General features: G+C 70.0%; 1 protein-coding gene (cut by a window edge). It reads right to left on the reverse strand.

The window, feature by feature from the left end; genetic code table 11:
- Nucleotides 1-23,835 carry the 3' portion of a non-ribosomal peptide synthase/polyketide synthase gene (locus ACT86A_RS10645; RefSeq protein ID WP_445091866.1) on the reverse strand. The gene runs 20,619 nt beyond the window's last position, so 23,835 of the gene's 44,454 nt are visible here — the last part of the coding sequence; its start codon lies beyond the right edge, outside the window — the gene reads right to left on this strand; its stop codon occupies nt 1-3.

Below are 23,835 nucleotides of genomic sequence, written 5' to 3' on the forward strand. Positions count from 1 at the left end.
CTACGCCACGACGATCGTGATCGCGGCGTCGGCCGAGTCGGTCGCCTCGTCCGGTGCGACGAACCAGTGGGTGACCTCGGCTTCGGTGAGGTCGGCTTCGAGGTCGCCGGTCGGGAGGACCGACAGGGCTCCCGCGGTGGCCGAGGCCAGGAACTCCAGCACAGCTGGGCGACCGGAAGCGGCGGTGGTGTACGTGGTCGACTCGTAGGTGATCTCGTACTCCTCGCGCGCCTGTTCGGCCTGGGCCAGCGCCTCGGACTGGGAGAGTGTGACGACCCCGCCCGCCGTGACGACGACGAACGCGGCGTGTTCCTCGTCGAGCGGGCGTACCCGATCGGCGTAGGACACCGGGTGCGACGGGGCGGCGGCGAGGGCTTCGCGCACCTGCGGGTCGTCCAGCACCAGCCAGCGAATATCGCTGTCGGACATGGCTTCCCGCGTGATCCCGAAGCCGGTGCCCGCGGCGGCCAGTTCCTCGGGCGTGAGGTCGCCCGCGAACAAGCAGGCCGCACCGGCCTTGTGCACCGCCCACACCGCGACCACCGCGTCCACCGAGCGTGGCAGCGGCACCGCGACGACATCGCCCGGTCCGGCACCGCGATCGATGAGCAACCTGGCCAGCTGCGAGGAACGCCGATCCAGCACGTGGTAGGCGACCTCGTCATCCCCGGCCAGCAAGGCGGGCGCCTCCGGGTCCTCCTCGACGACCTCCGCGAACACCTTCGCCACCGTGCGGGTACCCACTCGGCCGGTCGGCTCCGGCGCGGAAGACGTTGCCGCGATACCGGATTCGACCAGCAACCGGGCCCGCTCGTCGGCATCCAGGATGTCGATGTCGCCGACCAGGGCGTTCGAGTCGCCGAGCAGCGACTCCAGTACCCGGACCAGGCGCTGCGCGAGGATCTGGACCTCGTCGGCGGTGAATCGGCTGTCCAGGTAGCGCAGCGTCAGCTCGATGGTGGACTCCGCCATCACCAGCAGCGTCATCGGGTAATGCGTGGCGTCATTGACGCCGACACCGGTCACCGACATGCCGTCGATCGAGCTGGCGGCCGCGATCGCTTCCTTGTCCATCGGATACGACTCGAACACCATGAGCGTGTCGAAAAGCGATCCCGTGCCCGCTACCCGCTGGATGTCGGTGAGCCCGACATAGTGGTGCTCGAGCAGGTCGGCTTGTTCGCGTTGCAGCCGCTGCAGCAGCTCGCCGATGGTCTGGCGGTCATCGATCCGCAGCCGCACCGGCAGCGTGTTGATGAACAGACCCACCATCGACTCCACGCCGGGCAACTCGGCGGGACGGCCGGACACCGTCGCGCCGAACACCACGTCACCGCGACCGGTGAGACGTCCGAGCAGGATGCCCCACGCCGCCTGCACCAGTGTGTTCACCGTGACACCGAGTTCCGCGGCGTGCTTGCTGATCCGGCGGGTGCGGTCGGCGTCGATCTCGGTGGCCAGCGAGCCGATCTCGTAGTTCTCCGCGGCCCGTGGCTGCGGCGCGAGCTGGGTCGGCTCGGTGACGCCGTCCAGTGCCGTCGCCCAGGCCCGCAGCGAAGCATCCCGGTCGCGCCCGGCCAGCCAGCCGAGGAAGTTGCGGTAGGAGGCCACCCGCGGCAGCGCGGTCTGGTCGCCGTGCACCGCGTAGAGCACCAGCAGGTCCCGCATGAGCAGCGGCATCGACCAGCCGTCCAGCAGGATGTGGTGGGTGGTGATGGCCAGGTGCCACTGCTGGTCATCGCTGCGGAACAGGGTGAACCGCAGCAGCGGCGGCGTGGCCATGTCGAAGTGCGTGGCGCGCTCGGTCGCGATCTGACGCTTCAGTTCCGCGTTGCGCTGCTCGGCGGGCAACTCGGTGAGATCCACCTCGCGCCACGGCGCCTCGACCCGATCCAACACCACTTGCACGGATTGCCCGTCGGAGTCGGTGACGAACGCGGTGCGCAGGTTCGGGTACCGGTCGACAATTCCTTGGGCCGCCGCCCGCAGCCGTGCCACATCCAGCGTGCCGCCGAGGTCCACCACCGCCTGCATGGTGTACACGTCCACGGTGGCCTGGGTCATCAGCGCGTGGAACAGCAGACCCGACTGCAGCGGCGAGAGCGGCCACACTTCGGCCAGCGGCGGGTAGGTCCGTTCCCACAGCTCGATGTCGTGCTGCCCCACCCGCACCAGCGGCATGTCGGACGGCGTGAGGCCGCCCGCGTCCGGCCGACGCGCGTGCGTGGCCAGCGCGGCGAGCGCCTCGACCCAGAGGTCGGCGAGCTGCTGGACCCGGTCGGTGGTCAACAGACCCGTCGGGAAGGCGAACGACGCGCCCAACTGCGGGCCATCGGCTCCGTCGGAGACGATCGCGTTGATGTCGATCGTCGCGTTGGCGGGCATGTCGAGGTCCAGGTCGACATCCAGCTGGCCGAGGTCGGCCACCGGCACCCAGCCGATCTCGGCGAGCTGCTCGGGGATCTCCCCGGCCGACATCCGGCCCAGGTAGTTGAAGCTGATCTGCGCTGCGTCAGATCCCGCTCCCGCCTCGCTGCCGCCTGCGTCACCGAGGCTGGCGGCAGTTTCCGGATTCAGCTGCCGCAGCAGGCCGTAGCCGAGGCCCTTGTCGGGCACCGCGAGCAACTGTTCCTTGATCGACTTCACGACCTCGCCCAGCGCGGCACCGCCGGCGAAGGCGTCGGCGAGGTCGGCACCGGCAAGGTCGAGCCGCACCGGGTAGGCGGAGGTGAACCAGCCGACCGTACGCGACAGATCCGCACCGGGCACCACGTCCTCTTCGCGGCCATGGCCTTCCAGCTTGATCAGCACCTCGCGGTGTTCGATGGCGGCGTCCGCGGGGCCCTGCGTGGTTACGCCGGCTACCTCCTCCGGGCCCGTCACTCCCGCCGCGTGCTCGATGGCGGCGTCCGCGGGGCCCTGCGTGGTTACGCCGGCTGCCTCCTGCGGGCCCGTCGCTCCCGCCGCGCGCCAGCGGGCCACCGCCATAGCCAATGCCGACAGCAAGCCGTCGTTGACGCCGCCGCGGTAGAGGCTTGGGATCGCGGTGAGCACCGCGTCGGTGACCTCGGCGGGCACCGTGACCTCGACCCGCTCGACGGTCGCGAACGTGTCGATGGCCGGGTCGAACGCGCGGGAGCCGAGCAACGGGTCCGGGGTGGCCGAAACCTGCTGCCAGAACGGCAGTTCCGCGACCCGTTCGGGTGCGCGCGCCGCCTCGACCAAGCTGTGCGCCCAGCGCCGCATCGAGGTGCCGTTCGCGGGCAGCGCCACCGGCTGACCCGCGATCAGCTGCGACCAGGCGACCGCGAAGTCCGGGATCAGGATGCGCCAGGACACGCCGTCGACCACGAAGTGGTGCGCGACGATCAGCAACACATCGCGCCGTGCACGGTCGCCACCATCGGCGGACCCTTCCGCCGCCGCTGTGTCGTCTCCCGCCGATTCGGACCCATCCGCCGAGAACGCGAACCAAACGAATTGCGCCATAGCGGCATTCGCCGGATCGAGCCCGCCCAGCGCGGTGTCGAGCGCCGTGGTGGCGACCCGCGCCAGCTCGGCATCGTCGGTGTCGGCGGGCAGCTCGACGCGACGCACGAGCGCGTCGACGTCGACCGCGCCGCGCGGCAGCGCCTCGAACGTCCAGTCCGTGCCGGTGCGACGCAGCCGCGACCGGAGCACGTCATGGTGGTCGAAAACCGCCGCGATGGTGGCGACCAGGGTTTCCCGGTCGATGCCCTCGGGCAGGCGCAGCGCCATGGTCTGCGAGAACCGTTGGTAGGACGAGCCGCTCGCGAGGATCTGCCGCATGATCGGGGACATCGGGATCTCACCGACACCGCCGCCGGGCAGTTCCTCCAGCCGCGCTTGCTCCCCACCCACGCCGAGCGCGGCGACCTCGGCCAGCGACGCCACGCTGCGCCGCTCGAACACGTCACGCGGGGTGAACAGCACACCGCGCGCCTTGGCCCGCGAGACCAGCTGGATGGACAGGATGCTGTCGCCGCCGAGCGCGAAGAACGAGTCGTCCAAACCGATCTGCTCGACGCCGAGCACTTCGGCGAACACCTCGGCGATGATGGACTCGACCTCGTTGGCCGGTGCGCGGAACTCGCGCGGGGCCAGCTCCGGTTCGGGCAGCGCCTTGCGATCCAGTTTGCCGACCGGGGTCAGCGGGATCTCGTCGAGCACCACGATCGCCGTCGGCACCATGTGCGGCGGCAGACTGCGCGAGGCGTACTCGGTGAGCCGCGCGGTGTCGATCTCGCGGCTCGGCGCGGCCAGCACGTAGGAGACGAGAATCGTCGCGCCCGCCGCGGTCTGGCGGCCGAGCGTGATCGCGTACTCGACGTCCTCGTGGCGGCCGAGCACGGCGTCGATCTCGCCGAGTTCGATGCGGAAGCCACGGATCTTCACCTGGAAGTCCGAGCGGCCGACATAGTCCAGCTCCCAGTGCACCGACGGCCGCGCGACGTTGCCCGCCCGCTCACCGGGCTCCGCGTACCAGCGCACCACGTCACCGGTGCGGTACATCCGCGCGCCCTCGTCGCTCCAGGGGTTGGCGATGAACCGTTCCGCGGTGAGGTCGGGACGGTTGTGGTAGCCGCGCGCCAGCGCGCCACCGGCCAGGTACAGCTCACCCGCGACACCGGGCGGCACCGGGTTGAGGCGGTTGTCCAGCACCAAGGCCGACATACCCCGCACCGGGCGGCCGATGGTGATGTGCCTGCCCGGGGTCAGCGAGGCGTACGACGAGATGATCGTCGTCTCGGTCGGGCCGTAAGCGTTGAAGTACCTGCGGCCCGGCCACCACTTGGCCAGCAGCTCCGGCGTGGTGACGTCACCGCCGACGGAGGCCACCTCGAGTGCCGCCAGGCCCTCGGGGTCGACCGTGCCCAGCACCGCGGGGGTGATGATCGTGTGCGTCACCCGCTCGGTGCGCAGCAGCTCGGCCAGCTCCGGGCCGCCGACGATGGTCGACGGGACGACCACCAGTGTCGCGCCGGTGTACGCCGCGCACAGCCATTCCAGCACCGACGGGTCGAAGCTGGGCGAGCAGATGTGCAGGAATCGGTGGTGCGACTCGAGCTGGTACAGGTCGGTCGCGACACCGACCAAGCCACCCATGCCCGCGTGCGACACGGTGACACCCTTGGGCATACCGGTCGAACCCGAGGTGTAGATGACGTACACGGGGTGCCGCATGGCCAGCGCGCAGATCCGGTCGGCGTCGGTCACCGGCGCGGCGGACTGGCGCTCGACCAGCGCACCGAACTCCGGGTCGTCCATGCGCAGCCACTCGACGTCGCGGGGCAGCTGGTCGACGTATTCGCTCCCGGTGATACCGATGACCGCGCCGGAATCGTTGACCATGTGCCGCATGCGGTCTTCGGGGTAGCTCGGGTCGATCGGCACATGCGCGCCGCCGGCCTTCGCGACCGCCCAGAACGCGGCGACCATCTCATAGGAACGCGGGAACGACAGCGCTACGATGCGCTCCGGTCCCACACCGCGGTCGATGAGCACGCGCGCCAGCCGCGAGGAGTACTCGTCGAGTTCGCGGTAGGTGATCGACCGGCCCTGGTAGCGCACCGCGATCTGCTCCGGGTTCATCCGCACACCGCGCTGCAGGAGGTCCGGCAGCAGGCCGGTGGCCATGACGTCCTCGCCGTGCACGTGGGTGAGCAGCTCGTACTCGGCGGAATCGAGCAGGGGCAGATCACCGATCGGGGTTTCCCGGTCGGTGGCGATCGCGGTGAGCAGCCTGGTGAAACGTTCGGCGAACACCCGCACCGTGTCGTCGTCGAACAGGTCGCGCGCGAAGGAGAACTCCGCGTACATACCGGCGTCGTCGGGATTGTCCCCCGCCTCCCGGATGGTCAGCGAGAGATCGAACTTGGCGGTGTCGACGTCGAAATCGACCGCGCCGACGTGCAGTCCGGGTAGCTCGAAGCTGCTCTCGGGCAGGTTCTCGAACGACAGCGCCACCTGGAACAGCGGGTGCCGCGCGGTGGAACGCTCCGGGTTGAGCAATTCCACCAGTCGCTCGAACGGCAGGTCCGCGTGCGCGAACGCTTGCAGGTCGGCGTCCTTGGTCCGGGCCAGGAACTGCTCGAAGGTCAGGTCGCCCTCCACATGGGAGCGCAGCACCAGGGTGTTGACGAACATGCCGATCACGTCGTCGAGTTCGGCTTCGCCGCGGCCCGCGATCGGGGTGCCGATGGCGATGTCGTCGGTGCCCGACATCCGCGCCAGGAACAGCGCGAGCGCGGCGTGCACGACCATGAACAGCGTCGCGTTCTGCTCCCTGGCGATCTCGGTGAGCTTGCGATGCAGCTCACCCTCGATCGGGAAGACCACGCGCCCACCGGCGAACGACTGCGTGGTCGGACGTGCCCGGTCCGACGGCAGGTTCAGCTCGTCGGGCAGCCCGGCCAGCGCGGCGCGCCAGTATTCGGCCTGCTGCGAGATCAGGCTGTCGGCGTCGGTTTCGGAGCCGAGCACGTCGCGCTGCCAGAGGCTGAAGTCGGCGTACTGCACCGGCAGCGGCGCCCAGCCCGGTTCCACCCCGGCCGAGCGGGCGGCGTAGGCAAGCATCACGTCCCGGGTCAGCGGGCCCATCGACCAGCCGTCCGCGCTGATGTGGTGGGCGACGAACACGAGCACGTGCTCGGTGTCGGCGTCCGCCCCGCTGCCCGCGTCAACCACGCGGAACAGCTTGGCTCGCAACGGAATCTGCGTGATCACGTCGAATCCGCCGGAAATCACCTCGATGATGCGGTGGCGGATGTCTTCGGCGGCCACCGCTTCCGGCGTCAGATCCGGCACGGCCCGTTCCGCGGGCACGATCACCTGATGCGCGGCGCCGTCCTGCTCGGGGTAGACGGTGCGCAGCGTCTCGTGCCTGCTGACCACGTCGCCGACGGCCAATTGCAGGGCGGCGACATCCAGTTCGCCGGACAGGCGCACGGCCACCGGGATGTTGTTCACCGCCGAGGCGGTGTCGAACTGATTGAGGAACCACATGCGCTGCTGGGCCAGCGACAACGGAACCCGGTCCGGGCGCGGACCGGCTACCAGCGCGCGACGGCCACCGGCACCCGCGTGCTGCTCGACCTTCGCGGCCAGCCCGGCCACCGAGGACGCCTCGAACAGCACACGCACCGGGACGCGGGCGTCCAGTGCCGCGCCGATCCGCGCCACCACCTGGGTCGCCAGCAGTGAGTTACCGCCGAGGGCGAAGAAATCGTCATCCGCGCCCACGCGTTCGGCACCGAGTACCTCGGCATATACCGCGGCAACGATCTGCTCGATCGGCGTCGACGGCGCACGGAACGCCTGCACCTCGAACTCCGGTTCCGGCAGCGCCCTGCGGTCGAGCTTGCCGTTGACGTTCAAAGGCAGCGCGTCCAGCACCACGAAAGCCGACGGCACCATGTACGACGGCAAACCCGCGGTCAGCTCGGACTTCACCCACGCCACATCGACACCGGCGGCGGCGTCGCTCGGCACCAGGTAGGCGACCAGCCGGTCCCCGGCCTTGGCATCGGACTTCGCGATCACCGCGGTCTGCGCGACCGCAGGCAACGCCAACAACGCCGCCTCGATCTCACCCAACTCGATCCGGAAACCACGAATCTTCACCTGGAAGTCGGTGCGGCCGCGGTATTCCAGCTCACCCGCGCTCGTCCACGCGACCAGGTCACCGGTGCGGTACATCCGGGTACCCGGCTGGAACGGATTGGCCACGAAACGATCCGCCGTCAAATCGGCACGACCGAAGTAGCCCCGCGCCAACTGCGCACCGGCCAGATACAACTCACCGGACACACCGTCCGGCACCGGCCGCAACCGCGAGTCCAGCACATAAACCTGGCTGTTCCACTCCGGCACACCGATCGACACCGACACCTCATCGGCGCGGGTAACCCGGTGGCTGGTGATCGACACCGCCGCCTCGGTCGGACCGTAGAGGTTGAACAGTTCGGTGCGCGGGTAATCGCGCAGCAACCGCTGCGCGACCGAACCCGGCAGCGCCTCACCGATCGCCAGCACCCGCCACAGCGAGTTCGGCATACCAGCGGTCAGCAGCACGTCCAGCATCGACGGCACCACATGGAGGGTAGTAACCCACTCACGCGCCATGAGTTCATTGAGGTACGCCGGATCGCGATGACCGTCGGGCGCGGCGATCACCAAGCGGCCACCGCACACCGCGGCCGACCAGAATTCCCAGACCGACAAATCGAAGGTCGCCGCCGTCTTCAACAGAATCGCGTCCGCGGCGTCGAGACCGAATTCGATGCTCTTCCACTGCAACTGGTTGGCGATCGCGCCGTGCGCCACCGCCACGCCCTTCGGGCGACCCGTCGAACCGGAGGTGAAGATCACGTACGCGGTGTTCTCCGGACGCAACGGCCCGACCCGATCGGCATCGGTGACCGGCGTCGACGCGACGCCCTCGAGGTCGAGATCATCGATGCGCACCACCGGTGCGACATCGGTCTCGAATTCGGCGTCGGCGCTGGTCAGCACACACACCGGCGCGGCGGTCTCCAGGATGTACCCGGTGCGCTCGGCCGCCTGATCCGGATCCACCGGCACGTACGCACCACCGGACTTCGCCACCGCATACATGGCCACGACCAGATCGACCGACCGGCGCAATGCCAGCGCCACCCGCGACTCCGGCCCAACGCCGAGCGAAATCAGGTGCCGCGCAAGACGATTCACCCGCTCATCGAGAGCGCCGTAGGTGATCGACGCGCCGTGCTCGGTGACGAGCGCGACTTCCTTCGGCCCGGCCGCGACCGTGGCGTCCAGTAGCGACACCAGCGTCGCGGCGGTGTCCACCTGCTGCTCGGTCGCGTTGCGCCCGGCGATCAACCGGGTCCGCTCAGCGGCGTCGAGCAGTTCGATATCACCCACCGGAGTGCGCGGCGCGGCGATGATCTCGCCGAGCAGGCGGGTGAACCGGTCGACGAAGCCCTGCACCGTGGCGCGATCGAACAGGTCGGTCGCGTAGGTGAAGAACCCGGTGATGCCTTCGGGCTCGCCCGCGTCGCCGTAACGGTCGGTCGCGATCAGGTGCAGGTCGAATTGCGACAACTCGGTGTCGATGTCCAACCCGGACACCCGCAGCCCGGGCAGCTCCAGCGCGGTCTGCGCCAGGTTCTGGAACGACAGACCCACCTGGAACAGCGGATGCCGCGCGGTCGAACGCACCGGGTTGAGCACCTCGACCAGACGCTCGAACGGCACGTCGGCGTTGGCGAACGCCTGGATGTCGATGTCGCGCTGGCGGCTGAGCAACTCGGCGAACGCCTCGCCCGCGTCGACCCGGGTGCGGAAGACCAACGTGTTGACGAACATGCCGATCAGGTCGTCCAGCGCGGCTTCACCACGGCCCGCCACCGGCGTGCCGATCGCGATGTCGTCGGTGCCGGACAAGCGGGACAAGAGAACAGCGAGCGCGGTGTGCACGACCATGAACAGGGTCGCGCCCTCGGCGCGCGCCAGCTCGATCAGCGCCTGATGCGTCCGCGCGTCCACCCGCAGCTCGACCTTGCCGCCCGTGAACGACTGCACCGGAGGCCGGGGCCGATCCGCGGGCAGATCCAGCTGGTCGGGCAGCTCGGCCAGCGCCTGCTTCCAGTAGGCGACCTGCTTGGCGGCCAGCGCCTGGGCGTCGTCCTCGCTGCCGAGCAGTTCGCGCTGCCAGATGCTGTAGTCGGCGTACTGGACCTCGAGCGGCGCCCAGTTCGGCGCCTCGCCCGCCGACCGCGCGGCGTAGGCGATCATCAGGTCCCTGGTCAGCGGGCCGACCGAGGAGCCGTCACCAGAGATGTGGTGTACGACCATCGCCAGGACATAGTCCACGGCGCCGTCCGGCGCGGGCGCCGCGGCGTCGGCGGCGACCTGGAACAGCGCGATCCGCATCGGCACCTCGGTGGTGACGTCGAAGATCGTCGAGGTGAGCGCCACCACGGCGGACTCGATCTGCGCGGGCGCGACCACCCGCACCTCCAGCCGCGGCACGGCCTGCGCGGGCGGCAGGATGACCTGCACCGGGCCCGAGTCGGTCTGCGGGTAGACGGTGCGCAGGATCTCGTGCCTGCTCACCAGGTCGGCGATCGCGGACCGCAGCGCGGCCACGTCCAAGGCGCCGGACAACCGCACGGCGATCGGCACGTTGTAGGCCGCCGACTGGGTGTCGAACCGGTTGAGGAACCACATGCGCTGCTGCGCGAGCGACAGCGGAATGTGTTCCGGCCGCGGTCGGGCGATGAGCGCGCGGCGACCGCCCGCGTCGGCGTGCTGCTCGACCCGCACCGCCAGCGCGGCGACGGTGGACGCCTCGAACAGCAGGCGGACCGGCACCCGGGTGTTCAGCGCCTCGCCCAGCCGGGCGGCGACCTGCGTGGCCAGCAGCGAGTTGCCGCCCCAGGCGAAGAAGTCGTCGTCCAAGCCGAGCCGCTTGCCTGTGCCGATCCCCCGGTCGCTGCGCTCCTGCCCGCCGGGTGCGCCGATCCCCCGGTCGCTGCGCTCCTGCCCGCCGGGTGCCCCCGCACGATCGGCGATGCGCAGCACCTCGGCGAAGGTGTCCGCCACGATCTGCTCGATCGGCGTGACCGGCGCGCGGAACACCGCCTTTTCGAAGGTGGGCAGCGGCAGCGCCTTACGGTCCAGCTTGCCGTTCGCGTTGAGCGGCAACGCGTCCAGCTCGATCAGCACCGACGGCACCATGTACGACGGCAGCGCCGCCGACAGCGCGGATTGCAGTGCCCGCTTGTCCAGCGCGTCCGTCGTCCGGGGCACCACGTAGGCGACGAGGCGGTCGCCGATGCTCGGATCACGGTGCGCGACAACGGCGGCCGCGCTCACCGCGGCCTGCCGCCGCAGGGCGGCCTCGATGTCGCCGAGTTCGATACGGAAGCCGCGGATCTTCACCTGGAAGTCGGTGCGGCCCCGGTAATCCAGCTCGCCGCCGGCGTTCCACGCCACCAGGTCGCCGGTGCGGTACATCCGCGTGCCGGGCGCGCCGAACGGATCGGCGACGAACCGGTCCGCGGTCAGCTCGGGACGACCGAAGTAGCCGCGCGCCAGCTGCACGCCCGCCAGGTACAGCTCACCCGAGACGCCGACCGGCACCGGCCGCAGGCGGGAGTCGAGCACGTAGACCCGGCTGTTCCATTCCGGCGCGCCGATCGAGACCGCCGCCTGGTCGGCGTCGGTGACCAGGTGACTGGTGATCGACACCGCCGCCTCGGTCGGACCGTAGAGGTTGTGCAGCTCCAGGGAGTTGTCGCGCCGCAACCGCTGGGCGGTCGCGGGCGGCAGGGCCTCACCGATGGCCAGCACCCGCCGCAGCGAGGCCGCCAGGCGGCCACCGGATTCGGTGAGCAACGCATCCAGCATGGACGGCACCGCGTGCAGGGTGGTGACGCCGGTGGCGCGCATCAGCTCGTTCAGGTACGCCGGGTCGCGGTGCCCGGCGGCGGACGAGATCACCAGGCGGCCACCGGATACCGCGGCCGACCAGAACTCCCATACCGAGAGGTCGAACGTCGCCGCGGTCTTCAGCAGCACCGCGTCGTCCGCGCCGAGCCCGAAAACGCTCGTCTTCCACAGCAACTGGTTGACGATCGCGGCGTGCGGGACCGCGACGCCCTTCGGCTGACCGGTCGAACCGGACGTGAAGATCACGTACGCGGTGTTCGCCGGGACCAGCGCGCCCCGCTCGTCCGCGGTCACCGGGGTCGGTGCGTACTCGGTGAGGTCGAGGGTGTCGATCTGGACGACGTCGACTGCCGAGGTGCGGAAGCCGTCGTGCGCGGTGGTCAACAGACATACCGGCGCGGCGGTGGCGAGGATGTGCTCGGTCCGCTCGGCGGGCTGATCGGGATCGATCGGCACATACGCCGCACCGGATTTCGCGACCGCGTACATGGCGACCACCAGATCGGTGCAGCGGCGGATCGCCAGCGCGATCCGGTCCTCCGGGCCGACGCCACGGCCGATCAGGTACCGCGCCAGGCGGTTGACCCGCGCGTCCAGCTCGGCGTAGGTGAGCGTCCGCTGCCCGGTCGGCTCGTCGGCGACCACCGCCACCGCGTCCGGTGTCGCGGCCACCGTGGCGTCCAGCAAGGACACCAGCGTGGCGGTGCGGGTGGAGCCGGCCGACCGCGCGGCGAGCAGAGCGTCGACGTCGTATTCGGTCGCGTTCCACGCGGCGAGGATGCGCTCGCTCTCCTGCGGCGCGAGCAAGTCGATCTCGCCCACCCGCACCGTGGCGTCGGCCAGCACGGCGTCGAGCACCCGCAGGAAACGGTCCGCGAAGCCTTGCACCGTGTCCGCGTCGAACAGATCGGTGGCGTAACCGAATTCGGTGATGATCTCGGCCGGGGTGCCGTCCTCGGCGTAGCGGTCGTACAGGGTGACGTGCAGATCGGTCTTGGCCAGCTGCGAGTCGAAGTTGACCGGACTCACCGTGAGCCCGGGCAGCTCGAAGGTGGTCTCGGCCAGGTTCTGGAACGACAGGCCCACCTGGAACAGCGGGTTGCGCGCGGTCGAGCGCACCGGGTTGAGCACCTCGACCAGGCGCTCGAACGGCACATCGGCGTTGGCGAACGCCTCCAGGTCGCGCTCCTTGACGTCGCCGAGCAGGTCGGCGAAGCGTTCGGCAGGCTGCACCCGGGTGCGGAACACCAGGGTGTTGACGAACATGCCGATCAAGTCGTCGAGTTCGCGTTCGCCGCGACCCGCGATCGGGGTGCCGACCGCGATGTCGTCGGTACCGGACAACCGGGACAGCAGAACCGCGAGCGCGGCATGCACCACCATGAACAGCGACGCGTTGTGGGCGCGGGCCAGCTCGTGCAGACGGCCATGCCGCTGCGGGTCGATCTCGAAGCGAATCGCCTTGCCCTGGAACGACTGCGCGGGCGGGCGCGGCCGGTCGGCGGGCAGCTCCAGCTGATCCGGCAGGTCGGCCAGCGCGGTCTGCCAATACGCCACCTGCTGCGCGGCCAGCGATTGCGGGTCGTCCTCCGACCCCAGCACCGAGCGCTGCCACAACGCGTAGTCGGCGTACTGCACCGGCAGCGGCTGCCACTGCGGCAGCTCGCCCTGCACGCGGGCCACGTACGCGGCCATCACATCCCGGGCCAGCGGGCCCATGGACGAACCGTCCGCCGAGACATGGTGCACCGTGAACGCCAGCACATGCTCGGCGGTACCGGATTCCGCATTGTTCCCGGCTGTACTCCCACTCGGGAGGATACGGAACAGCGCCACCGCCAACGGCACCTCGACGGTGACATCGAACGTGGTCAGCGCGAAGGCGATGACGGTGCCGAGCAGATCCTCCTCGGCGACCTCGACCGGGGTGAGCGCCACCGCGGACCGATCCGCGGGACGGATCACCTGGTGTGGCCCGTCCGCCGAGCGCGGATAGACGGTGCGCAGCACCTCGTGGCGGGCGAACACGTCGCCGATGGCCTGTTCCAGCGCGGGCACGTCGAGCCTGCCGGACAGCCGGACGGCCAACGGGATGTTGTCCACCGCCGAGGTGGCCGTGTCGAACTGGTTGAGGAACCAGTAGCGCTGCTGCGCGGGCGAGAGCGGGATGCGCGCCGGACGCTCCCCCGCCGCCAGACTCGGCCGGTTGCGGCCGGACCCGGCGTTGCGCTCGACCCGGGTGGCCAAGGCCACCACGGTGGACGCCTCGAACAGGTCGCGCACCGCGAGCGGGGTGTCCAGCGCGGCGCCCAGCCGCGCCGTCACCTGGGTAGCCAGCAGTGAGTTGCCGCCGAGCTCGAAGAAGTCGTCGTCCAGGCCGACCCGGGCGACGCCGAGCACGTCGCCGAAGGTCCCGGCGACGATCTCCTCGATCGGGGTGGACGGCGCGCGGAACACCTTGGCTTCGAACACCGGCGCGGGCAGCGCCTTGCGGTCCAGCTTGCCGGAGGCGTTCAGCGGGAACGCGTCCAGCACCACGAACGCCGAAGGCACCATGTACGCGGGCACCTCGCCGCCGAGTTCCGCGCGCACAGCGTCGATGTCCACCGAACGGCCCCCGGTGGCGATCACGTAGGCCACCAACTGGTCGCCGAGCAGCTCGTTCGAGCGCACCACGACCACCGCTTGCGCGATCGAATCCAGCGCGGTGAGCGCCGACTCGATCTCGCCCAGCTCGATGCGCAGACCGCGCACCTTCACCTGGAAGTCGGTGCGGCCCAGGTATTCCAGCTCACCCTTGGCGGTCCAGGTGACCAGGTCACCGGTGCGGTACATCCGCTCGGCGGCGCCGAACGGGTTGGCCACGAAGCGCTCGGTGGTCAGATCGGGCCGGCCCACGTAGCCGTGCGCCAGCTGTGCGCCCGCGAGATACAGCTCGCCGGGCACCCCGACCGGAACCGGCCGTAGCCGCGAATCCAGCACATACACCTGCGTGTTGAACACCGGAGCACCAATCGGCACCGACACCACATCAGCCTCGGTCACCTCGTGATAGGTGACATCCACCGCAGCCTCGGTCGGACCATACAAATTGTGCAGCCGCGCACCCGTCAACACACGCAACTTCTGCGCCGTCACCGCAGGCAACGCCTCACCCGAAGCGAAAACATTACGCAGACCGACACATTCGGCCGCACGCTCCTCGGCGACGAACACCGACAGCATCGACGGCACGAAGTGCGCCGTGGTGACCTGCTCGTCGACGATGAGGCCGGCCAGGTACGCGGGATCACGATGACCGTCCGGCTTCGCGACTACCAGTCGCGCACCGACCTGCAACGGCCAGAAGAACTCCCACACCGACACGTCGAACGTCGCCGGGGTCTTCTGCAGCACCACGTCGGTGCCGTCCAAATCGTACTCGTCCTGCATCCACACCAGGCGGTTGACGATCGCGGCATGCGAAACCGCCACGCCCTTCGGGCGACCGGTCGAACCGGAAGTGAAGATCACATACGCGGTGTTCGACGGGCGCAGCGGCGCGCGACGGTCCGCGTCGGTGACCGGCGCGTCCGAGTAGTCGGTCAGCGGCACCACGTCGATCTCGATCGCCCGGGTCGCCCCCGCGTCGAACCCGTCGCGCGAGGTGGTCAGCACGCACACCGGGCGGGCGGTGTCGAGCACGTACCGGGTGCGATCGGCTGGATGATCCGGGTCCAGCGGCACATACGCGCCACCGGCGACGCTCACCGCGTACATGCCGACCACCAAATCGATCGAGCGGCGCATGCCGAGCGCGACCATCGTGTCCGGTCCGACGCCGAGCCCGATCAGATGGCGGGCCAGCCGGTTCACCCGCGCGGCGAACTCGGCGTACGTGAGCGTCGCGGAACCGCTCGTCGCGGCGTGCTGGTCGAGCGTCGCGTAGGGACTCGACTCCTCGAACGTCACCGCCGGCGCGTCCGGGGTCCGCTCGACCTGCGCGGTGAACATCGACACCAGCGTGGCGGCCGGGTCGACCGGATGGGCGGTGGCGTTCCACCGCTCGACGACGTCGACGCGCTCGACGCTGTCGAGCAGCTCGACATCCCCGATGACCACAGCAGCGTCCGCGGCGACCGCGGTCAGCAGGCGCACCAGACGCTGCGCGAAAGCCGCGATCGTGTCGACGTCGAACATGTCTGTCGCGTAAGCGAATTCGGCGGTCATGCCGTCGACGGCGCCGTGCGCGTCGACACGGTCCGCGAGGTTGAGATGCAGATCGAACTTGGCGGTCACCACGTCCAGTGGCGCGCCGCTCACGTCGAGACCGGGCAGTTCGAACGCGGCCGGGCCGGTGTTCTGGAACGACAGCATCACCTGGAACAGCGGATGCCGCGCCTGCGACCGCGCCGGGTTCAGGATCTCCACCAGCCGCTCGAACGGCAGGTCCGCGTGCGCGAACGCCGCGAGATCGGTGTCTTTGGTGCGTCGCACCAGTTCGCTGAACGGTTGCGCGGCGTCGACCGCGCTGCGCAGCACCAGCGTGTTGACGAACATGCCGATGGCGTCGTCGAGCACCGCCTCACCACGGCCCGCGACCGCGGTGCCGATGGCGATGTCGTCGCTGCCCGACAGCCGGGCCAGCAGCGCGGCGAACGCCGCGTGCACCACCATGAACAGGCTGGCACCGTGCGCGCGGGCCAGCGTGTTCAGCTCGCGCAACAGCTGCGCGTCGAGCGAGAACTCGTACACGCCACCGCGGTTGGACGCAACGGCGGGACGGGAGCGGTTCGACGGCAGGTCCAGCTGCTCCGGCAGGCCGGCCAGCGTGTCCGACCAGAACGCGACCTGCTGGGCGATCAGCGAGCCCGGGTCGCTCTCGGCACCGAGCGTTTCGCGCTGCCACAGCGCGTAGTCGGCGTACTGCACCGGCAGCGGAGCCCAGGTGGGCACCTCACCGCGGGAACGCGCCGAGTAGGCCACCATGACGTCGCGGGCCAGCGGACGCACCGACCACCCGTCGCCGGAGATGTGGTGCACCACGAACACCAGCACATGGGTGTCGGGCTGCGAGCCGTCCATCGAACCCGCGATGCGGAACAACCGCGCCCGCACGGGGACCTCGGTGGTGACGTCGAAGCCGGTCAGCACCAGTTCGCTGATCCGCTCCTGGATCTCGTCCTCGGACACGCCGAGCGGGGTGAGATCCAGGGTGTGCTGTCCGGCGGGCAGCACGACCTGCACGCCTTGCCCGTCCGCCGTCTCCGGGTAGACGGTGCGCAGCACCTCGTGCCGGTCGACCACGTCGGTGACTGCCTGGCGCAGTGCGTCGGTGTCCAGGGTTCCGGTGAGCCGGACCGCGAGCGGGATGTTGTTCACCGCGGTCTGGTTGTCGAAGCGGTTCAGGAACCACATCCGCTGCTGCGCCAGCGACAGCGGAATCCGGGACGGACGCGGACCCGCGACCAGCTCGCGGCGGCGTCCGCTGCCCTGGTGCGCTTCCACCCGCGCGGCCAGCGCGGCCACCGTGGGAGCCTCGAACAGCACCCGGACCGCGATCCTGGTGTTCAGCGCCGCGCCGAGGCGGGCGACCACCTGGGTGGCGATCAGCGAGTTACCGCCCAGATCGAAGAAGTCGTCGTCCGCGCCGATGGCGCGGTCGGCCTCCGCCGAGCCGAGTACCTCGGCGAAGGTGTCCGCCACGATCTGCTCGACCGGTGTGGACGGTGCGCGGAATTTCCGTCCCTCGAAGGACGGTTCGGGCAGCGCGCGCCGGTCCAGCTTGCCGTTGGAGTTCAACGGCATGGCGTCGAGCACCACGATCGCGGCGGGCACCATGTAGGACGGCAACTGTGCGGACAGGTGCGCACGCAGCTGCTCGACGTCCACCGTCGCGCCGTTCGCGGGCACCACATACCCGACCAGCAGATCGCCGGTGCGAGCATCCGAACGCACCACCGCGACCGCCTGCGCGACCGATTCATGTGCGGTGAGCGCGGTTTCGATCTCGCCGAGCTCGATGCGCAGACCGCGCAGCTTCACCTGGAAGTCGGTGCGGCCCAGGTACTCGATGGCGCCGGAGGCGTTGCGGGTGACCAGGTCACCGGTCCGGTACATCCGGGTGCCCGGCGCGCCGAACGGGTTGGCTACGAAGCGATCCGCGGTCAGGTCCACGCGACCGAAGTAGCCGCGGGCCAGCTGGTCGCCGGCGAGGTACAGCTCGCCCGCGACATTCGGCGGCACCGGGTGCAGGCGCGCGTCCAGCACGTACGCCTGCGCGTTCCATACCGGCAAACCGATCGGCACAGCGCTGGCTACGTCGACCGGAACCTGCCCGTGTGTGGCGTGCACGGTGAATTCGGTGGGGCCGTACAGGTTGTACAGCGCGGTGTCGCTCACCCGGCGGATGGCGAGAACCGCGTCGGCGGTGAACGCCTCACCCGCGACGAACAGAATCCGCAGCGAGGCGAGCGCTTGCGCGTCGGCCGGGTCGATTGCGCCCGCGAAGACCGTCAGCATGGACGGCACGAACGAGGTCATGGTGACCCGCTCGGCCGCGATCACCTCGGCCAGGTACTGCGGGTCGCGGTGCCCGTCCGGGCTCGCCACCACGATGCGCCCGCCGGTGCTCAGCGGGCCGAACAGCTCCCACACCGACACATCGAACGTCGCCGGGGTCTTGAACAGCACGACATCATCCGCGCCGATGCCGTATTCGCCGGTGATCCACCGGATCTGGTTGACGACCGCGGCATGCGGCACCGCGACGCCCTTCGGGCGGCCGGTGGAGCCGGAGGTGAAGATCACGTACGCCGGGTGCTGCGGGCGCAGCGGTGCGCTGCGCTCGGCGTCGGTGATCGGTGCGTCCGAGTACTCGGACAGGTCCAGTTCATCGACGCGCAGCGTGCTGCGGCCCGCACCGTCGAACGCGTCCCGCGCGGTGGTCAGCACGCAGATCGGGTCGGCCGAATCCAGCACATAGTGCACGCGCTCGGCCGGCTGGTCCAGATCCAGCGGCACGTAGCCGCCACCGGCGGCGTGCACCGCGTAGGCGGCGACGACCAGATCGACCGACCGGCGCATGCCCAGCGCGACCAGCGTCTCCGGCCCGACACCCGACGCGATCAGCCGCCGCGCCAGCCGCCGCACCCGGGCGGCGAACTCGGCGTACGTCAACGACGTCCCCGCCGTCGGGTCGACAACCGCGAGCGCATCCGGCGTGGCCGCGGCCTGCGCGGCGAACTCCTCGACCAGCGTGCGCACCGGCCCGAGGTCGCGAGCGGTGTCGTTCCAGCCGCGCAGCGCCTGCTGGGCCTCGTACTCGTCCAGCAACGGGATATCGCCGATCGGCAGATCCGGCTCGGCGGTAACGGCCTTCAGCACGCGGCCGAAGCGTCGCCCGAACTCCGCCATGGTGGCGGGGTCGAACAGGTCGGTGGCGTAGATCAGCTCGGCGGTGATGCCGGCGGGGCCCCGGTTCACGCCGTCGACCGTCGCGGCGGACTCGGAGAGCACCAGTTGCAGGTCGAACTTGGCGACATCGATCGGCAGATCGACCCCGCTGACCGTCAGACCGGGCAGCTCCAAAGTGTTCTGGCCGGTGTTCTGGAACGACAGCATCACCTGGAACAGCGGATGCCGGGCCTGCGACCGCGCCGGGTTCAGGATCTCCACCAGCCGCTCGAACGGCAGGTCCGCGTGTCCGAAGGCCGCGATGTCGGTGGCGCGCACCGAGCGCAGCAGTTCAGTGAACGTCGCGTCGCTCGTGATCGGGGTCCGCAGCACCAGGGTGTTGACGAACATGCCGATCAGGTCGTCGAGCGCGCGCTCACCGCGCCCGGCGACCGGGGTGCCGATGGCGATGTCGTCCTCGCGGGACAACCTGGACAACAGCACGGCCAACGCGGCGTGCGCGACCATGAACAGCGTCGCGCCCTTGGAGCGGGCCAGTTCGGTCAGCCTGCGATGGGTTTCGGCGTCGATCTCGAAGGCGTAGGTCGCGCCGCGCCCGGAGGCGACCGCGGGCCGCGGCCGATCAGCGGGCAGATCCAGCTGCTCGGGCAGTCCGCGCAGCGAGTCCGACCAGAACGAGATCTGCTCGGCGATCACCGAATTCGGATCGTCCTCGGCGCCGAGTACCTGACGCTGCCACAGCGCGAAGTCCGCATACTGCACCTCCAGCGGACGCCAGGCGGGCTCGCCGCCGTCGACGCGAGCGCCGTAGGCGGTCATCACGTCGCGGGTCAGCGGCCCCATGGAGAAACCGTCGGCCGAGATGTGGTGCACCACGAGGGCGAGCACATGCTCGGTCGGGCTGATCTCGAACAGCCGCGCGCGGAACGGCACCCCGGCGGTCACATCGAACGCGGTGCCGATCAGCTGCGAAAGCGCCTCGGGCAGTTCGGCTTCGGTGACCTCGACCGGCGTCAGGTCCGGGATGACCTTGGCGGTGGGCACGGTCTGCTGATACGCGGTGCCGTGCTCCTCGGGGTAGTAGGTGCGCAGCGACTCGTGCCTGGCCAGCACGTCGGCGACCGCGATCTGCAACGCCTGCCGGTCGAGCAGACCGGACAGCCGCACCGCGGCCGGGATATTGTCCACCGCCGAATCGGGGTCGAAGCGGTTCAGGAACCACATCCGCTGCTGTGCCAGCGACAGCGGGACCAGCTCGGGCCGCGGCTGCGGTGCGAGCGGCGCGCGGGTGCCCGCGCCCGCCTTGGTCTCCGCGCGCGCCGCGAGCGCGACCACGGTGGACGCCTCGAACAGTTCGCGGACACCGAGATCGGTCTCCAGCGCCGCGGACAACCGCGCCGCGACCTGGGTGGCGCTGAGCGAGTTGCCGCCGAGGGCGAAGAAGTCATCGTCCAGGCCGACCCGCTCCAAGCCGAGTACCTCGGCGAAGGTGGCGGCGACGATCTCCTCGACCGGTGTGGTCGGCGCCCGGAACACCGCGGCCTCGAAGACCGGCGCGGGCAGCGCCTTACGGTCCAGCTTGCCGGAGGCATTGAGCGGGAACTCGGCGAGCACGACCACCAGCGACGGCACCATGTACGCGGGCAGCTGCCCGGCCAGGTCCTCGCGGATCAGATCGGTATCCAGCTGCGCGTGCGACGCGGTGTCCAACTGCGCGTGCGACGCGGTGTCCAATTGCGCGTGCGACGCGGTATCCCGCGCGGGGACGACATAGGCGACGAGCTGATCGCCCGCGTGCGCGTCGGAGCGCACCACCACGACCGCCTGCGCGACCTCGTCCAGTCCGGTCAGCGCCGACTCGATCTCGCCGAGCTCGATGCGCAGGCCGCGCAGCTTCACCTGGAAGTCGGTGCGGCCCAGGTATTCCAGCTCGCCGTGCTCGGTCCAGGCCACCAGGTCTCCGGTGCGGTACATCCGCGCACCGGGCGCCCCGTACGGGTTGGCGACGAAACGGTCACCGGTCAGGTCCGGCCGCGCGACGTAACCGCGCGCGAGCTGGGCGCCCGCTAGATACAGCTCACCCGCGACACCCACCGGAACGGGACGCAGCCGCGCGTCCAGCACGTAGACCTCGGTGTTGAACACCGGCGCCCCGATCGGCACCGTCTCGGTGTCGGTGTCGACCACTTCGTGGAAGGTGACGTCGACGGCGGCTTCGGTCGGGCCGTACAGGTTGTGCAGCGCGGCGCCGGTCAGCGCCCGCAACCGGTGCGCGGGCTTCGGCGGCAAAGCCTCACCGGAAGCGAACACCAACCGAAGCGAAGCGCACTGCGCGGCAACACCATCGGCCCCGGCAGGCGCGGTGGAGGCAGCCTGCGCACTCACGAACACCGCGAGCATCGACGGCACGAAGTGGGTGACACTCACCTGCTCGGCGTTGATCACTTCGGCGAGGTAAGCCGGATCCCGATGCCCGTCCGGCTTCGCGACCACCAGGCGCGCGCCGATCTGCAACGGCCAGAAGAACTCCCACACCGACACGTCGAACGTCGCGGGTGTCTTCTGCAACACCACGTCGTCCACCCGGAGCTGGTAGGCGGTCTGCATCCAGACCAGGCGGTTGACGATCGACTCGTGCGAGACCGCCACGCCCTTCGGGCGACCGGTCGAACCGGAGGTGAAGATCACGTACGCGGTATTCGCCGGACGCAGCGGCGCACGGCGGTCGGCGTCGGTGACCGGCGCCTCCGACAGGCCCTTCAGGTCGAGCATGTCGATGCGCACCTGCGCGGTGTCGATATCCAGATCGCTACCGGAGGTCAGCACGCACACCGGATCGGCCGTGGCGAGAATGTATTCGGTCCGCTCGGCCGGGTGATCCGGGTCCAGCGGCACGTAAGCGCCACCGGCCACGGCGACGGCGTACATGCCGACCACCAGGTCGATCGAGCGTCGCATACCCAGCGCCACAAACGATTCCGCGCCGACCCCGCGGGCGATCAGCCAGCGCGCCAGCTGGTTGACCCGCCAGGAGAACTCGGCGTAGGACAGACTTGTCCCCTCGAACGTGATCGCGGTCGCGTCCGGGGTGCGTTCGACCTGGTCGTAGAACATCGAGACCAGCGTCGCGGCGACCGCGGAGCTATCCGACAGCGCCGCGCTCAGATCGAATGCGGTGTCGTTCCAGCCGGACACCACGAGTTCGCGCTCAGCGGCGTCGAGCAATTCGATGTCGCCGACGGACACACCGGGGTCGGTGGTGATCGCGGTGAGCACCCGGATCAGGCGGTCGGCGATGCGGCGCACCGTCTGCTCGTCGAACAGGTCGCGCAGATAGCCCGCACGCACCCGCAGCCGTGAGTCCAGCTGCGCGATCAAGGTCAGCGGATAGTGCGTGGCGTCGGCCGCGTCCAGGCCGACCACCGCCATCCCGTCGATGTCCGCGGCCTGTGCCTGCAGACCCGCCGCGTCGACCGGGTAGGACTCGAACACCACAAGCGTGTCGAACAGTCCGCCGACACCGGCGGCGGACTGGATATCGGCCAGCCCGATGTAGTGGTGGTCGAGCAGGTCGGCCTGCTCACCTTGCGTCCGCGTGAGCAACTCGCGCACAGACTCCGACGGATCGAACCGCACCCGCACCGGAACGGTGTTGATGAACAGCCCGACCATCGATTCCACGCCGGTCAGCTGCGCGGGACGCCCGGAGACGGTGGTGCCGAACAGCACGTCGTCGCGGCTGGTCATCCGGCCGATCAGGATGCCCCATGCGGTCTGCAGCACGGTGTTTGGCGTGACGCCGAGCGAACCGGCCAGCGCGGTCAGCCGCGCGGTGGTCGGCTCGTCCAGGTCGAAGAAGTACTCGCCGGACAGCGCGGTGATCTCGCGACCCGCGTCCGGGCGGGCCAGCAGGGTCGGCTCGCCGACACCGCGCAGTGCGTCCGTCCACGCGGCCAGCGAGGCCGCCTGATCCTGCTGCCGGGTCCAGTCCAGGAAATGCCGGTAGGACCGGGCGAGCGGCAGCGCGGAACTATCCGCGTGCGCGGCGTAGAGCACCAGCAGGTCGCGCATGAGCAGCGGCATGGACCAGCCGTCGAGCAGGATGTGGTGGTTGGACACCACGAACTGCCAGCGCGCGCCGCCTTCCGCGGCCGAGTCGGCGACCTGGATCAGCGTGAAGCGGATCAGCGGCGGCGCGGTCAGGTCGAACCGCCGCATCCGGTCGGCCTCGATGTCCGCGGCGGCCGAACCGGTTTCGGTCCGGTCGAGTTCGGCCCAGGCCACCCGGACGCTGTCCAGCACGATCTGCATCGGGTTGCCGTCGCGGTCGGTGACGAACGCGGTGCGCAGGTTCTCGTAGCGGTCCACCAACGCCTGTGCGGCCGAACGCAACCGAGCGGCGTCCACCCGTCCGGTGAGGGTCAGCACCGCCTGCGCGGTGTAGACGTCTACCGAGCCGGCGGACAGGCGGGCGTGGAACAGCAGGCCGGCTTGCAACGCCGACAGCGGCCATACGTCGGCCAGCGCTCCGAAGCGCTGCTCCCAAGCATCGATATCCCGCTGGGTGATACCTCGGCTCAGCGCACCCCGTGTACTGCGCACCAGCGCGAAGTCGGAGGGGGTGTGTCCACCCGCGCCGGTCGAATTGGCGTGGCGGGCAACCGCTTCCAGCGCGGCGGTCCACAGCTCGCCGAACTCGCGCACGTCGGCGACGCTCAGCAGGGTCGACGGGTAGCCGATGGTGGCGGTCAGTTTGTCGCCGACCACGATCGCGTTCACGTCCAGCGGCGCCATCGCGGGCATGTCCGCGTCGTAAGCGCCGCCCAGCGCGCCGAGTTCCGGCGCCGGGATCCAGCCGAAGCCGCGCAGCGACTCGGGCACGTCACCGTCGGAGACGCGGCCGAGGTAGTTGAAGCTCACCTGGCCGGGCAGTTCGGCCGGCAGCTCGGACGCGGTCTCGGCGTTCAGGTAGCGCAGCAG

The sequence above is a fragment of the Nocardia glycosmidis genome, from assembly GCF_052545115.1.